The sequence below is a fragment of the Candidatus Zixiibacteriota bacterium genome (assembly GCA_035380245.1).
Lineage (GTDB): Bacteria > Zixibacteria > MSB-5A5 > GN15 > FEB-12 > DAOSXA01.
Window position 1 is genome coordinate 1,055,728 of sequence record DAOSXA010000001.1, and the last position, 15,399, is coordinate 1,071,126.

Sequence of the window (15,399 nt, forward strand, 5' to 3'; positions counted from 1 at the left end):
TTATTGAGAAGACAGGGGATATAAACCTTGACTGATGAGACAAAACGGGGCTATGTATATTAACTGGATATCACGGCGATGTGTGCTCCTCGGAAAACTCTCCCGTTGTCTCTACAGTGCTCTGTTTGTACGGGGGAGCAGACAACCGGTTAAGGCCGGCTTTTAAGATCGATTGTGATATCTACAGGGGTGACTCGGATCAATATGAAAAACGATGATTATTCGGTCGGTGGTGAGGTTGAGATCGTTTCATGTATAGAACATGATAACGAGACGAGCGATCGTGAATCGTTGGTGAATAGCGATAGCGACCTTCTGACTGCGGCTAACAAGGTTCTTACTGAAAGCCTCAAGGCTGAATCGGTGGAAGAAGTAGCCAATCTGTGTCTGGAAGTGGCTGAAAAAGTGACCGGCAGCAGTTTTGGTTTCATCGGTGAACTCAACGATAATAACCTTTTGGATACGGTGGCTGTTTCCAATCCCGGCTGGGAAGCTTGTTCCATTGATCGATCATCAGCGGTGCGAATGCTAAATAACATGAAACTCAGGGGACTATGGGCTAATCCCTTGAAACACGGCTGTACTCTGATGACTAATGAACCCTCCAGCCACCCGGACAGCATTGGCGTACCTAAGGGGCACCCCGGCATCACCACTTTTCTTGGCGTTCCCATCTTTCGCGGGGAGGAGTCTGTTGGAGTTATCGCACTAGCCAATAAGCCGGGAGGCTATAACGGGCAGGATGCTCGGATTATCGAAAAACTCAGCCCGGTATTTTGTGCCGTTCTGGATCGCAAAAAACAGCAGATAGCTTTAGAAAAAGCACACGCCTCGCTTCGGCGGGATTTCAGTAATGTGCAGCAGGACTATCAGTCGATTGTAGAGAATATGCTGATCGGACTGATAACGACCGATTTGGAAAGCCGTGTTCAATTTGCTAATGCCACTGCCTGCCGGTTGTTCGATCGGAAGCAACTGGAAGGAAGCTATCTCTACGATATCTATGACGAGCCGGAACAATGGCAGAAGATGATAAACGACTTAAAGAGGTCTGGGGCAGTTCATGGAGTCATCCACAAGCTGAAGCTTGGAAATGATTTGAAGCGCTGGATCCAGGTTAGTGCTTCACTGACCGGCAGCACCGTTACCAAACTGGTTGTCGATGTCTCTAAAAATGTTCTCGCCGATGTTCGCTATCAGGCTATGCTCGAAGCTACTTGTGACGGATTCTGTACCAGCACGATGGCCGTGGAGATGACCGATGTCAACGAAGCTCTGTGCCAAATGCTCGGTTATAATCGAAGAGAACTTCTGGGAACCAGACTTTCGGATTATAAAGTGCGGAAAGATCCGGAGGAAACGGCTCAGCACATTGATTCGGTCGCTAAGAATGGGTTCGATCGTTTTAAAATAGACCTCCGCAAGCGGGACGGAAGTGTGCTTCATGCCGAATTAAGCGCCATATACGTTACCGAAGGCGGTGGCAGTTTCGCCATATTCATTCGCGATATCAGTAATGAACTGAGACTGCAAGAGGAACTCAAACAGTCCGAGGAACGTCTGACCCTGGCCTTGAACGGCACTGAGGACGGCATCTGGGATTGGAATCTGATAACTAATGAGATTTTTTATTCGCCGCGATGGAAGGGGATCCTCGGTTATTCCGATGAGGAACTGGCGGATAACTATGACATCTGGGAAATGCTCCTCCATCCGGAGGATTTGTCGGATGCTAAAAAATCTATCGATGATTATCTCAAGGGTCAATCGGACAGCTACAGGGCTGAGTTCCGTATGCAGCATAAGGACGGTACCTGGAAAAATATCCTGTCTCGCGGGAAAGCGGTAGTTGATCCAAAAACAGGACAGAACGTCCGATTTGTTGGTGTCCATTCCGATGTAACCGAACAAAGGCGATATCAGCGAGCGATAGAACGACAACATCGTCAGTTCCTGGCCCTGCTGGATAACTTCCCGGAGGTACTGTATGTCTCCGACCCTGATACCCATGAAGTGATCTTTACCAACCGCAAACTTACAGGATTGCTCGGTGGTGATGTGGTAGGACAGAAGTGTTACAAGGCCTTGCAGGGATTCGATACCCCGTGCAGTTTTTGCACCAACCATATCATAAAAGAACAGCCAAAAGAGCCTTATACCTGGGATTATTATAACGAGCGTTTGAATCGGCATTATTTCATTTCCGATCAAATCATTCGTTGGCCCGATGGTCGCGATGTCCGTATGGAGCTGGCTATCGATATCACGGAAAGAAAGGAATCGGAGGAGAAACTCAAGGCGATGACCGAAAAACTCAAGCGGTCCAACACCGAACTCGAAAAATTCGCCTACGTTGCCTCGCATGATTTACAAGAGCCGTTAAGGATGGTTGGTAGTTATCTGCAGCTTATCCAGCGTCGTTATCAGGGTCAACTGGACGAAAACGCCGATGATTTCATTAACTACGCTGTTGACGGCGCGAATCGCATGAAGAAAATGATCAACGATCTGCTGGAGATTTCGCGTGTGACGACGCGCGGAGAACAGTTCGCGGAATTCGACAGCCAGGAGTTAATGGATCGGGTTCTCCATAGTGTGGAAAGACTGATCGAGGATACCGGCGCGGAAGTAAACGTTGCTCCGTTGCCTGTTATTATGGGTGACGAATCGCAGCTCGGCATGCTTTTCCAGAACCTGGTGATTAACGGCATCAAGTTCCACGGAGAAGAGTCCCCAAGGTTGAAAATTGAAGTTGAACAAATTGGGTATAATTGGCATTTTATTTTTGAAGATAACGGCATCGGCATAGAAGAGCAGTATCATCAGAAAATCTTTGAGATTTTCCAGCGGCTCAACAGTCGTGAGACATACGAGGGAACCGGGATCGGCCTCGCGCTCTGTCAGAAGATCGTTTATCGTCATGGCGGGAGAATATGGGTCGAATCGGAATTGAACCATGGCTCGCGTTTCCATGTGGAATTGCCGTTAAAACCGAAACAGTCCGAAACTTCATTGGAGGAGGTTGTCAAGGATGTCTCAAATGAATGACGCCAGACCGATCGAGATCCTGCTGGTTGAGGACAATCCCGGAGACGTCCGTCTTACGGTCGAGGCGCTTAAGGAAGGTAAGGTTGCCAACAACCTGACTGTCGCCGTAGACGGTGTTGAAGCTCTCGATGCTCTTCATAAGCGAGGGAAGTTCGAGGACGCAGCTGATCCCGATCTCATTCTGCTTGATCTGAATCTGCCAAGAAAAGACGGCCGTCAAGTACTCGAAGAGATCAAAGAGGACCCAAGTCTCAGAGCTATCCCGGTAGTGATTTTAACCACTTCGCAGAATGAAGAGGATGTTATACGCTCTTACAAGCTTCATGCCAACTGCTTCGTTTCCAAACCGGTGGAGCTGGAAGAGTTTCTTAATGTCGTGAAGTCCGTTGAAGACTTCTGGTTATCGATCGTTCGCCTGCCCAAGAGGTCAAGAGTGGGGGCGATGAGGTTATGACACTGACCGATCTTAAACTGCTGGTGGTCGAGGACAATCCCGGTGACCTAAGGCTGTTGAAAGAAATGCTCAGGGAGAATAGTCCGCACAATATGATTGTGCATGAAGCAGGTACCATGGCTGAAGCGGAGGAGAGAATTCTGGAGTTCACCCCGGATTTGATTCTTCTGGACCTGAATCTTCCTGATAGTTCCGGACCGGGGACTTACGAGCATTTTCATCAGCGTTATCCCGATGTCCCGGTAATCGTTTTGACTGGTCTGTCCGATGAACGGGTGGCTCTGGCGACTATTCAACATGGGGCTCAGGACTACCTGATCAAGGGTGAGTTCGACAGCAGGCTTCTGACTAAGTCGATCAATTACTCCCTCGAGAGACATCGACTCAGCAGTGCCTTGAACGACCAGAAGCGCAAAGAGCAGCAACTGCGCGAACTGAGTTCTCTCAGCCGCATTACCGATCAACCTGCCACCTCCATTTCAGCTTCCAGTCTTGGAATCAAACGGATCAAGGACGTAAGCGATCAGGCCTTCGGAGCCCTGGTGGAGGAGGCTGTGTCTTTGACCGAGCATGCTCTGGAGCAACGCGCCGTCAGGGTGGAAGGGAACCTCTCGATTGATATACGAAATCTTGCCACTACGTTGGGTAAGCTGAACGCCGGGCCAAGAGATGTTATCGATATATACCGAGCTTCCCTGAATCGTGTCAGTCAGACGAGGAAACCTACAATAGCCGCTGTAATGGCTGAAGAAGCGCGGTATGTAACGCTGGAGCTTATGGGATATCTGGCAAATTACTACCGGGATCTGGCCGGTGGCAATAATACCGTCGTCTTTGAAACCGGAGCCATCGACACCTCAGACATGGAGGTATGAGGATATATGAAAAGATATATCTTAAAACTATACATTGCGGGCCAGACACCCAAATCAATCAGGGCTGTTAATACGCTTAAACGTCTCTGTCAGAAATATCTCGAAAACGACTTTGATTTAGAAATAATCGATGTTCTCGAGATGCCCGAGGAGGCTGAGCGCAGTAGGATTCTAGCAACACCGACTGTCATTAAAGAGCTCCCTCTACCGGGGCGTCGTATTATCGGAGACCTGAGTCATATCAAGGATGTCATGGATGGGCTCGATATCAGTGAAACAGTGCAGCACGGAGTATAGGACAGATGCAGAACGATGTATCAATTAAAATGCAGAAACTCCCTACGGGGATAGAAGGACTGGATTTCACCTCCAACGGAGGTTTGCCTATAGGGCGAACAACGTTGATCTGCGGTTCTGCCGGAAGCGCCAAGACCGTTCTGGCCGCTCAATATCTGGCTGCCGGCATTATGCAATATGATCAGTCAGGAGTGTTTGTCACGTTCGAAGAACGTCCCCAGGATATTCGAATCAATATGCGCAGCTTTGGTTGGGATATCGAGCAATGGGAAAAGGAAGGCAAATGGGTTTTTGTCGATGCTGCTCCCTCTCCTGAAACCGAGTCGACCGTTATCGGAGATTACGATCTTGGCGGTCTCATCGCACGGGTGGAGAATGCCGCCAAGAAAGTGGGAGCAAAAAGACTCGCAATGGATTCTCTGGGAGCGGTCATGACTCAGTTCGAGGACCAGCTTATTCTCAGGCGTGAATTCCTTCGTATAAATACTGCACTAAAAAATATGAATGTCACGTCCATTATGACGGCTGAGCGGGCTAGCGAATACGGCCCGGCCTCGCGCTATGGCGTCGAAGAATTCGTAGCTGATAATGTAATTATCCTGAGAAACAATCTCGAAGACGAAAAACGGAGAAGGACCGTAGAAATTCTCAAATTCCGCGGTACTGATCATCGCAAGGGCGAATACCCGTTTACGATAATACCGGGGCAGGGTGCTGTTGTCATCCCGCTCGCCGCTATTGAGCTTAAGCAACATTCAACTACGGTTCGAATCACTTCCGGTAACTCTGAAGTCGACAATATGTGCGGCGGCGGGTTCTTCCGTGATTCCATCATCCTCGTTTCCGGCGCCACTGGAACCGGCAAGACGCTGATGGTAACGGAGTTCGTGGACGGCGGCGCTCAGGTCGGTGAAAAATGCCTCCTGTTCGCGTTCGAAGAAAGCCGTGAACAGTTATTCAGAAATGCCTATGGGTGGGGAAGGGATTTTGAGAAACTCGAAGAACAGGGTTTGCTGAAAGTCGTCTGTGAGTATCCGGAGGGAGCCGGGCTCGAGGACCATTTGATAAGGATGAAAGAACTGATCGAAGAGTTCGGACCGGATCGTATTGCCGTAGATTCTCTTTCGGCTCTGGAACGAGTTGCGACTCAGAAGAGTTTTCGTGAATTCGTTATCGCCATTACGTCGTTTATCAAAGACCGTGAGGCAGCCGGTTTGTTCACTTCGACCACACCTACGCTGCTCGGTGGGACGTCGGTTACGGAAGCTCATATATCGACAATTACCGACTCTATCGTGTTGTTGAGATACGTTGAGATATTTGGAGAGATGAGACGTGGCATGACCGTGCTCAAGATGCGCGGCTCCATGCATGACAAGGATATTAGGGAGTTCACCGTCGACGGTACGGGTATGCATGTTGCAAGACCTTTCCGCAATGTTAGCGGAATTCTTTCGGGCATTACCCGTCATTGGAACGACAGCGAACTGGATCGAGTGGAAGAACTCTTCCAGGAATAGGTTGTCTGTCCCGCGGATTGTTGCGGAACGACAACGGTGTGACAAAGGGGGCTTTAACTGACGCAACCGGCTTGCGTAAGAGGCGATATATTGCCGTAAACGGCATAGTTGCTTCTTTACGACGAACAGTGTGCGTCTATGTGCTCCATGCAGGAAAGGGATACGGATGAATCAACGTGTTCTTTCGGTTCTTCTGGTGGAAGACCACCACGGTGATATACAGCTCGTACAAGAACACTTGCGCGATATAAAGGATGCAGACATTCGTATGACGGTCGTTTCCGACCTCAATGAATTGGCGCCTATTTTGAAAATAACCGCAACGGATGTGATTCTTCTTGATCTCGGTCTGCCCGGTTGCAGCGGCCTGGAAACACTGGTACGCCTGAGAGCGATGGCACCCGGACTGCCGGTAATTGTACTGACAGGTCATGACGACGGCCAGCTGGCCGAACGAGTGATCCAGAAAGGCGCCCAGGATTTCGTAGCTAAAGATGAATTGGGAAAAGTCCGTCTGGAACGGATAATAAGAAATGCCGTGGAAAGGCACCGTATTCACACGGCGCTTCAAGCTCGCCTGGAAAATCATACGATCGATCAAAATTTCCAAAATCTGATTGTACAGAATATGTCCGAGGGAGTGCTGGTGGTGGATTCCGAAGGGATTATCGAGTATGCCAATCCGGCGGCCGGTACATTGCTAAACGGACAAGCCGACAGGCTGATCGGAGCCGAGTTCGGATTCCCTATTTCCGATGAATGCTTGATTGAGGTCCCCCCCCACATGGGATCGAGCGAGACGAAATACCTGGAAATGCATGTCGTGGAACCGACCAACATGCCTTCTCTAATGCGGGTGGTATCACTTCAGGATGTATCCCATCACGAACGAACCCGCGCTCAACTTATGCATACCGCGCATCACGACAGCCTGACCGGTGTCGAAGTGAGGCGGATGTTCGACAAGCGGCTCAGTCGTCTCATTGAAAAGGCGCGACGTAAACAGATCGAAACGTTCGTGGTCATGTATGTCGATTGTGACAATTTCAAACAGGTCAATGATGAATATGGTCATTCCATAGGTGATGCCGTGCTTCAGGGGATTGCCGAAGTACTCCTGAATGCCGTGCGTCCCTCCGATTTTATCGGCCGTCTCGGCGGTGATGAATTCGCCCTCGGCCTCGAGGATATCAACAGTATCTCCGATGCAATCGGTGTTGCCGATCGCATCATTGCCGCTGTCGGTGACTCCATCCAGGTGGGTAACAAGCAAATTTCCACTTCGGTTTCGATCGGTCTGGCTTCCTATCGCCAGGGACACCGCGAACCGAGAGACATTCTCCGTGATGCCGACACAGCCCTGCAGTTCGCCAAGAAGCGCGGCAAGGCTCGCTATGAGGTTTTCGACGACGGTATGTCGGCCGATCAAACCCTTTCCGAGTATTTCGGGACCGAACTAACGGCGGCGCTCAACTCGAATCAGCTCGATGCCATGTTGCAACCGATCATTTCGGCGCACAACCGTGCTGTCGTTTCGTTCGAGGCTTTTCTGCGCTGGTATCGTCCCAACGGAACCATTTTGTATCCGTCGAATTTTATGGACACGGTGCGCTCCAAGGGATTGAGTCGAGAAATCGACAGTTGGGTGATTGAGCGCACGGGAGAAATCTATCGACGCGATCGAATCCTTCACCAACAGATCCCGGCGATCGGACTCCACTTGAACATCTGTGCGGCAACCCTTGGCAACAGTGAGTTTCTTGCCTGGTTGACCGATTCGAAAGAAAAGACATCACAGGTTCGCCCTCTTACCTTTGAGGTTTCCGAAAAAGACGCAGAGATGATGAACCTGCGGAAACCTGAAGTTTGGGACTTGTTATATCAAAACGGAATAAATATCCACATCGATCGATTCGGCACCGGCAGTGCCCCGCTGGCGCTTATGCAACTCCCGGTAGTTAAAGAGATATCGATTGCACCGAGGTTGGTTAAATCCATACTCGTGGACAAAGCCAGCCGACAGATAGTACAATCGATAATACACGCCGCTCATGATCTCGACAAGCTGGTGGTAGCCGAAGGAATAGAAAATCCGGAGCAATTCAATTACCTGTCTAATGTAGGATGTGATCTGCTCCAGGGTCACTTGATTTCAAAACCACTCGACCAAAGTGTCATCATAGATTTCCTGCGCGATGGCAACCCATGGTTTAAAGGCGAATCGAAACGAAACGATGTAAAATGGCCCGCCCGATCCGATTCAGATTATAAGAAACAGCAGTCATGTCTGATCCCGGCCGAATCCGACGATTGATCTGAAACGGGAAATCCCTTTCAGCTAAATCATAACCTCACATAGTCGGCGACCCGGTGTCATCCGCACTACGGTTATTTTCTTATCGTATCTTTGAATATCCTGCCCCAAACAATCGTATCCACTTTCGAGAGGCATTAATAGTTGTTGTCTATTATTCAGCGCTTGGCTAGATTCTAGACCAGCAAACCATCCTGTTCACGGAGGTCCTTTACAATGGAAGAAAACATACAGAGTATGCCTGAATCGACGCAAGATAACGGCGTCAGCATCTGGTCGATAATTATCGGAGTATTTACCTCACCGACGAAGGCGTTCGCCGCCTTTGCCCGCAATCCCAAAATCCTGGCGCCGTTGATCGTGATACTCGTCCTGGCCGGTGTGGCCGGCGTTCTTACGGCCAGATACAACGCTCAACTTCAATACGATATGATGAAGACCTCGACCATCATGCCGCCGGCGGCGCTGGAGGAAATGCACAAGGCGATTGAGAACACCGGTATCCTCAAGACTGTCCTCGGAGCTTTCTTTGGTATCTTACTGGTGACGGTTCTGGAAGCGCTTGTCGCCTGGTTCCTGGGGTCTTTCGTTTTCGGTGGTGAAAGTAAATTCAAAAGTGTCTGGGGAGTCGGGTTACTGGCTGGAATCATCCCGCAAATAGGCAATCTCCTCCGAGTGCCGTTGGTCTACGCCAAAGGCACGATGCTCGTATCGTACGGCCTGGCGGCAGCCTTACCCGGTAAGGATTTTTCTTCTGTTCTCTATTCTTTGCTATACTACCTGGACGTCTTTGCGATCTGGGGCATTATTGCGGCCGGCTTCGGTTATACCGCGATCTTCAATATATCCAAGGGAAAAGGGATGACCATGGCCTGGATCCTTGGGTTGTTGTTCCTGTTCGTAATGGTAGGTATTATGATTGTCGGTTACAGTTTCGCGGGGATAAATTACAGCTTCCTATAGAATAGGCGGCTGCGTCTATTGTCCCACCCGAGGGGAGTGGCGCCGATGACCGGACGGATCGAATGAACGCCATTCCCACGCAGGTTGATCGCGAAGACGAGGACGTTTACAATCAACGTATCTTGAGCAGGTCAGGTTGCTTGCAACCTGACGCCGTAGAGCTATCGCCCACACCTGCTCTGTACACCAGGCAAACAAAAAGGCAGATCTCGGGGAGACCTGCCCTACAGCGTCAGGACCGCGAGGGTCCTGACCTACGATTTCTACGAAGCATTGTCTGGTTCCAAGGAACCTGATCTACTTCAGATCACCAGCTTGCCCATGAACTCCTTACACGAGATGTTCTCGCAGGCGAAGATCATGTCTTTGACCGCCTTCTGCCGATCGGCCGAAAGCAGTTTGCCGGAAAGCGCGTTAAACTTGGCCGCAAGGTCGGCTTCGGTCATCGGCTCACGCGGATCACCCTTCGGATATTCGAGATACGCCTCGAACTCCTTCCCGTCAGTCGTCTTGACGACAACCTTCGAGGGTTGCTTAGCCGGGAACATCTTCTCGAACTCCTCCGAGGCCTTACCCTTGATCTTGTCGATCACGCCCCAGATCGCAGGATCCTTCATCTTTTCATCGGAGAAGGAGTTGGTCGTTATCTGGCGGTCGACAATCGCCGCCGCGATGCAGTAAGGGAGCGAATGGTCGGCGGTCTCGCGCGACTCCGGACGATACTTGTGCGGGTCGAACAGAATGTCGCAGGCGCGGGCGATTGTGGTCACGGTCACGGTGTCGATCTGCTCCGGTTTGATGTCGTTGTCGACGATCACCTTGAGTGTGGCCGTAAGATGCGTATGAGTCAGCGCCTCGGTCGGGAAAGCCTTCATCGAGCATTCAAGAATCTTGAAAGATTTACCCAATCCCTCGAGCAGCGCCGCCTTGTCCCAGTCCGGGCCGAACACATCCATGAAACCTTCTTTTCCTTCGAACACCGCCTCGGTCCCGGAGTAACCCTTTTTGGCCATTAACGCCGCAAACACGCCGCTCTGGACGGCCATCGGGTCGACCGTGTTTTTCATCATGGTCAGCTTGCCGGCGGTGGGACAGCCGATGGTATGATTATGGCAGCCGCTGATGCCTATCGCGTATACCATCTGGTCAACGGTCAAACCGAGCAAACGCCCGGCCACGATCGGCGAGACGAACTGGGTCAGGGTAGCATGGTGCCATTTGCGTTCGCGCACGCCCGGTTTGGCGAAAAGACAAAGGCGCTGTTCGAACTCGTAGGCGAGAACGATGGCCACGATCACTTCCTTCATCGAAGCCCCAACCAACTCACCAACCGCCAGCGCTGCGGGAATCAGGTCGGAGGGATGCGAGGGATCTTCTTTCCAGTAAATGTCGTTGAAATCGAGCGCACGCATCATTAGCGAGTTCACCAGCGTGGCGTTGACCGCCGGAATCTTGTCACCGAAACCGATCAGCGTCGCCTGCTCCGTTCCAGCCATCTCCTTGTAGATGTCGCGAAGAATGTTCACGTCCTTGGTATGGTAGCCGCCGTAGGCACAGCCGACTGAGTCATACAAATAACGTTTGACCTCGTTGACGACATTTTCGGGGAGGTCTTCGTATTTCAGGCCGAGGGCGAACTCGGCGATCTGACGGGAAAACGATTTATCCATTGCTGTAAGTCCTATCGAATCAAATCTCTCTCAAAGGTCTCTGTATAACGAAATTTATTCTTTCAAGATGAATTGTCCCCAGCCGGTCAGGTTGTCGGCAGTGGTTCCGGCCGGGAAAACGGTCGGTTTGTCGTAGGCACCCGCTGCGCCGACTTCGAGACGGAAAAACCAGCGGTCAAACGGAATCTTGCCCATCATTATCTGGTACTCCGTGCCCTTGGACCGGAACGAGGCTTTCTTGACTGCGTCCTCCCATTTCATTCCCTCCACGCGGACGAGCGAGTCGGTCATCGGGGAGTTGTAGCGGAACTCGTTGGCGTACCAATAGGCGGTCCGTCCCCATAGAAATTCGCCCGGCTCCTGTCCGGCCGGCCACTTCCGCTCGCCGAGCTGGGCGGCAGCGTGAAGCTGCAGCGTTTCATTGGTGTCGACTGCGAGGAATAAATCAACCACCGGCGCAATGATGTTGGGACATTCGATGCCGAGGAAAAAGTGTTCCTTGTACTGTTTGAATCGTAGAAGGATATCATCGCTGATGCGAAGGCTGTCGGCGTCAGCCCATTCACCCCAGGTGAACTCGCCGTCGAGCAGCACCGGGGTGCCGTCGCCGGTCGGTACTACGAGCTGCGGCGGATTGGTTTCCTGCGCCATAACCGCACAGGTAATGACAAGGATCATTGCCGTAAGAATCATGAAATGCTTCATCATAACACTCCCTCTGTTCTCCTGTAGGGCAGGTCACTCCGAGACCTGCCGCATCGTTATCACAGCCACGAAAGATGGATTCCCGCTTTCGCGGGAATGACGGTTTAATTACAGCCGCTCCTTGACCCAGGCTTCGAGACCGCCGGAGACAATCAACTCCTGCGCGGCCGCACCGACCGGACCGATGGCGTATTCCTTGCCGTCGGCGGTCAAGGTTGCAGTCGTGAAATCGATCGTCGCCTCTATTCCGGTAACAACGGTCAGCTTGTCCTTGCCGAATTTCTTTTTCAGATCATCCACCAGCTCGGGAGCCTCAATGGCGAGAAAACCGTTGTTGATCGCGTTACGTTTGTAGGTCTGACTGAATGAGCCGCCGATAACCAGCGCAATACCGCGATACTTGAGCGCCGTCGCCGCCTGCTCGCGCGAGGAACCGGTCCCGAAATTGTACCCGCCGACGAGAATGTCGCCCTTCTCGACTAATTTGCCGAATTCCGGATCGTAGTTCTCCATCACTACTCCGGCCTGCTGTTCCGGGGTGAAGTCGTCGATGTAAGTGTACTTGCCGGGATAGATGCCGTCGGTGTTAAGATTATCCTGCGGACAGAAAATGAGCCGGCCGGTCAATTTTGCCGGGAATCCATCAACGATGGTCGACTTGGTTGTTTTACCGGTTGCTTTGGTGTTGGTTTTCACCTTACCGACCGCCACTATCTGGTCGTAGTCGACCGGTCCGGCAATATAGCCCGCCAGCGCCGAGGCGGCCACCACAGCAGGTGAACCGAGATATGCCTCAGCCGATTTGGAGCCCATGCGTCCTTTGAAATTGCGATTGGTCGCCGAAATGCCGACCTCGTTGTCTCCGAGCAAGCCGCGGCCGAGACCGATACAGGGTCCGCAACCGGGCGGTAACGGAATCGCACCCGCTTCGACCAGCGCCGACCAGTCACCGCGTGCTTCACTTTCCGCCTGTACTTCCGAGGAGGCCGCCGCTATATAGAACTCAACTCCGTCGGCTACTTTCTTGCCTTTGACCACTGCCGCCGCCTGGGCCAGGTCATCGACCCGGCTGTTGACGCACGACACGAGATAGGCCTTGTGGATTTTTTTCTTCTGCGCCGCCATATCCATCACTGAAGTCATCGTCTTGACATTGTGTGGACCGGAAACATGCGGCACCACCGTGTTCAGATCGAGAGTCAGTTCCTTGGCGTAGAAGGCCTCAGCATCCGGTTTCAGAATATCCGCTTCGAGTTGCGCCAACCGCTCACGGTTCATACGAGGATGGCCGCCTTTGCCGTCGACATCGGACGGTACTCCGGCCACACCGCGTTTTTCGATATAAGCGATACGAGCGCGAAGCCAGTCGAGCGTGATTTTGTCAACCCCGAACAGACCCACCAGCGCACCCCACTCGGTAGTCATATTGGCGATGGTCAGACGGTCGTTGAGCGAAAGAGCGGCCACGCCGTCACCCGCGAACTCGACCGCGTGATTGAGCACTTCGTCTTTATTGAACGTGCCGCAAAGAGTGATAATCACGTCCTTGCCGGTTATGCCGGGGCGAAGTTTCCCGGTCAGCACACAGCGCGCCACCGGGGGGACCTGCCACCAGGTTCTACCGGTAGCCCAGATCGCCGCCGCATCGGTGCGCACGATCGGTGTGCCCAAAGCCCCGATACCGCCGTACATGTTGGAATGACTGTCTGAGGCAACCACCATCGTCTGTGGCCAGGCATAACCTTCCTCGACCATGATCTGATGCCCGATCCCGCGACCGGCCGGATAGAAGTCGATTCCCATCTCTCTGGCGAACGTCGCTATTTTAAGATACTTGGCCAGGTTTGTCTCGGATTCGTCCTGGACGTTGTGATCGAGCGTGAACACCACCTGGCGCGGATTGGCCACCTTGGTTGCGCCGATCGAACGAAACTTGGGAATCACCGCGCCGCTGTTGTCGTGTGTCATTACATGAGCGGGACGGATGGAAAGATAATCTCCGGCGTGCACTTCATGACCGGCCTCAAGGTCGACCGCGAAGCGCTGCGCTATTTTTTCGACTATATTTTGAGCCATGATTGCCTCTGCTATTTGACCAGTTCGAAATCAATGAAATCGGTATGGTGAAATACGATAGACTCCGGCAGCCGCTTCTCGCCCGTACCCTCTTTGGAATGAGTAGCGATTACGTGCATCACTTCCGAAGGCAGCCCATGCTTGAAAGCCAGCCCGACGCCTGAGAAAGGATGCCGGATATGTTTACCGTAGTCGGACTTGACCGGCTTGCCGTCGACGATTTCGAACTCCAGCAGCTTCCCGACATCGGCCAGCAGCGCCCCGGCAATAAGATAATCACGGTTGATCGGAGTTTTGTTTTTGCCGTGGACTTTATCGAGCACTTCGTCGCAGGCGATGCACATCAGGCAGACCGCCCGGACATGGTCGATAAAGGTTATGTTGACGTTCTCGGCGAGCAGGGTAAAGGGCATACTGCGCAGCAGTTCCTCGGTCCAGCCGCGGAACTCGATCGCCTCCTGCCAGCAGGCGATAACTTTGTCCTGCACGGCGGTGTCTTTGATTTGCTTTATCTCCGGCAGGAGATTGAGGATCATATCTCTCATCATAGCCTCGAAACTTATTATGTTCTAACTCTTGTTTGACGAGCCCGCTACACCTGATCGGCAGTCTTCTTGAGCTGTCGCCGGCTCCTCCGGGCGGTTGCCCAATATATAATTGAGCCCGGGAGAAAGCAATCGGAACCGGCATGCAGCCCCTGGATCTGATAGCAGCTATTAGTTCAGATTTCCCTTGCCAAAACCGGTTTCTCTTTGTGTACTAATAACTATGATTTTGCTGACTGTGGCCATCGCAAGGGTAGCCGGTAAGGAGATATTTACGTGGAATCTATGAGCATTCCGGGTGGTTGGGTAATACCGGGCTATCTTGTTCCACTTCTGATCTTCTGTGCGCGTATTCTCGATGTTTCCATCGGAACCATGCGCATTATCGTGGTCAGCCGCGGCATGCGCCTGGCTGCCGCGATCATGGGATTTTTTGAAGTGCTGATCTGGCTCATCGCTATTGGCCAGGTGCTCCAGCATCTGAGCGGCTGGATCAGTTATTTCTCCTACAGCGCCGGATTTGCTGCCGGGACTTATGTCGGTATGACTATCGAACGCCGCCTCGCCAAGGGGATGTCGTTGATCCGTATGGTGGTGCCCGGTTCTTCGGGTAAATTGGTCGAGGAACTGATTAAGGCCGGTTTCCGCGTGACTCATCTCGATGCTCAGGGCGCCAGGGGACCGGTGCATATCGTTTTTACGATTGTCCGCCGCCGCCATATCAACCGCGTTCTGGCTCTGGTCAACGAGATCAAACCGGACACTTTCTATTCGATTGAGGATGTTCGCTCTATCCGCAGCGATCCTCAGTTGAACGGTCATTATATGCGCAATCGCGGTTTGCTCCAACCTTTCTACTGGTTCCGCAAAGGTAAATAATCCCCACCGCACATGAGGGCATGTTGACCCCCCCCCTCAACTGCTTTAACGGC

Annotated in this window: 12 protein-coding genes; 8 read left to right on the forward strand and 4 right to left on the reverse strand. The window is 52.1% G+C overall.

What is annotated here, in order from left to right; all coding sequences use genetic code 11:
• Nucleotides 1-204 precede the first annotated feature (204 nt).
• The 7 genes from PLF13_04080 to PLF13_04110 all read left to right on the forward strand — a co-directional run bounded on the left by PLF13_04080 (nucleotide 205) and on the right by PLF13_04110 (nucleotide 9,471).
• Complete coding sequence (locus PLF13_04080; GenBank protein HOP06451.1) at nucleotides 205-3,048, forward strand: PAS domain S-box protein; 2,844 nt, start codon at nucleotides 205-207, stop codon at nucleotides 3,046-3,048.
• Nucleotides 3,041-3,502 (forward strand): response regulator, encoded by a 462-nt coding sequence (locus PLF13_04085; GenBank protein ID HOP06452.1) that lies wholly within the window; start codon nucleotides 3,041-3,043, stop codon nucleotides 3,500-3,502. Before PLF13_04080 ends, PLF13_04085 begins: the two co-directional genes overlap by 8 nt.
• Complete coding sequence (locus tag PLF13_04090) at nucleotides 3,499-4,377, forward strand: response regulator (GenBank protein ID HOP06453.1); 879 nt, start codon at nucleotides 3,499-3,501, stop codon at nucleotides 4,375-4,377. Before PLF13_04085 ends, PLF13_04090 begins: the two co-directional genes overlap by 4 nt.
• A gap of 6 nt (nucleotides 4,378-4,383) precedes the next feature.
• On the forward strand, nucleotides 4,384-4,674 hold the full coding sequence (locus tag PLF13_04095; GenBank protein HOP06454.1) for a circadian clock KaiB family protein: 291 nt from the start codon (nucleotides 4,384-4,386) through the stop codon (nucleotides 4,672-4,674).
• A gap of 5 nt (nucleotides 4,675-4,679) precedes the next feature.
• Nucleotides 4,680-6,194 carry a circadian clock protein KaiC gene (gene kaiC / locus PLF13_04100; protein ID HOP06455.1) on the forward strand — a complete coding sequence of 505 codons (1,515 nt, stop codon included), beginning with the start codon at nucleotides 4,680-4,682 and terminating at the stop codon, nucleotides 6,192-6,194.
• Between the two features lie 166 nt (nucleotides 6,195-6,360).
• Complete coding sequence (locus PLF13_04105; protein ID HOP06456.1) at nucleotides 6,361-8,508, forward strand: EAL domain-containing protein; 2,148 nt, start codon at nucleotides 6,361-6,363, stop codon at nucleotides 8,506-8,508.
• Nucleotides 8,509-8,724: 216 nt separating this feature from the next.
• Nucleotides 8,725-9,471 (forward strand): YIP1 family protein, encoded by a 747-nt coding sequence (locus tag PLF13_04110; protein HOP06457.1) that lies wholly within the window; start codon nucleotides 8,725-8,727, stop codon nucleotides 9,469-9,471.
• 302 nt (nucleotides 9,472-9,773) lie between these two features.
• Here PLF13_04110 and PLF13_04115 read toward each other — a convergent pair whose 3' ends face one another.
• The 4 genes from PLF13_04115 to PLF13_04130 all read right to left on the reverse strand — a co-directional run bounded on the left by PLF13_04115 (nucleotide 9,774) and on the right by PLF13_04130 (nucleotide 14,467).
• Nucleotides 9,774-11,141 (reverse strand): MmgE/PrpD family protein, encoded by a 1,368-nt coding sequence (locus PLF13_04115; protein ID HOP06458.1) that lies wholly within the window; start codon nucleotides 11,139-11,141, stop codon nucleotides 9,774-9,776.
• 54 nt (nucleotides 11,142-11,195) lie between these two features.
• Entirely contained in the window at nucleotides 11,196-11,849 is a 654-nt protein-coding gene (locus PLF13_04120; protein ID HOP06459.1) for a hypothetical protein, read from the reverse strand.
• A gap of 105 nt (nucleotides 11,850-11,954) precedes the next feature.
• On the reverse strand, nucleotides 11,955-13,922 hold the full coding sequence (lysF, locus tag PLF13_04125; protein ID HOP06460.1) for a homoaconitase: 1,968 nt from the start codon (nucleotides 13,920-13,922) through the stop codon (nucleotides 11,955-11,957).
• A gap of 11 nt (nucleotides 13,923-13,933) precedes the next feature.
• Entirely contained in the window at nucleotides 13,934-14,467 is a 534-nt protein-coding gene (locus tag PLF13_04130; protein ID HOP06461.1) for an HD domain-containing protein, read from the reverse strand.
• A gap of 285 nt (nucleotides 14,468-14,752) precedes the next feature.
• On the opposite strand from PLF13_04130, the gene PLF13_04135 reads away from it, so the two are divergent.
• Nucleotides 14,753-15,346, forward strand: coding sequence for a DUF2179 domain-containing protein (locus PLF13_04135; protein HOP06462.1), 594 nt, complete (start codon nucleotides 14,753-14,755; stop codon nucleotides 15,344-15,346).
• Nucleotides 15,347-15,399 lie beyond the last annotated feature (53 nt).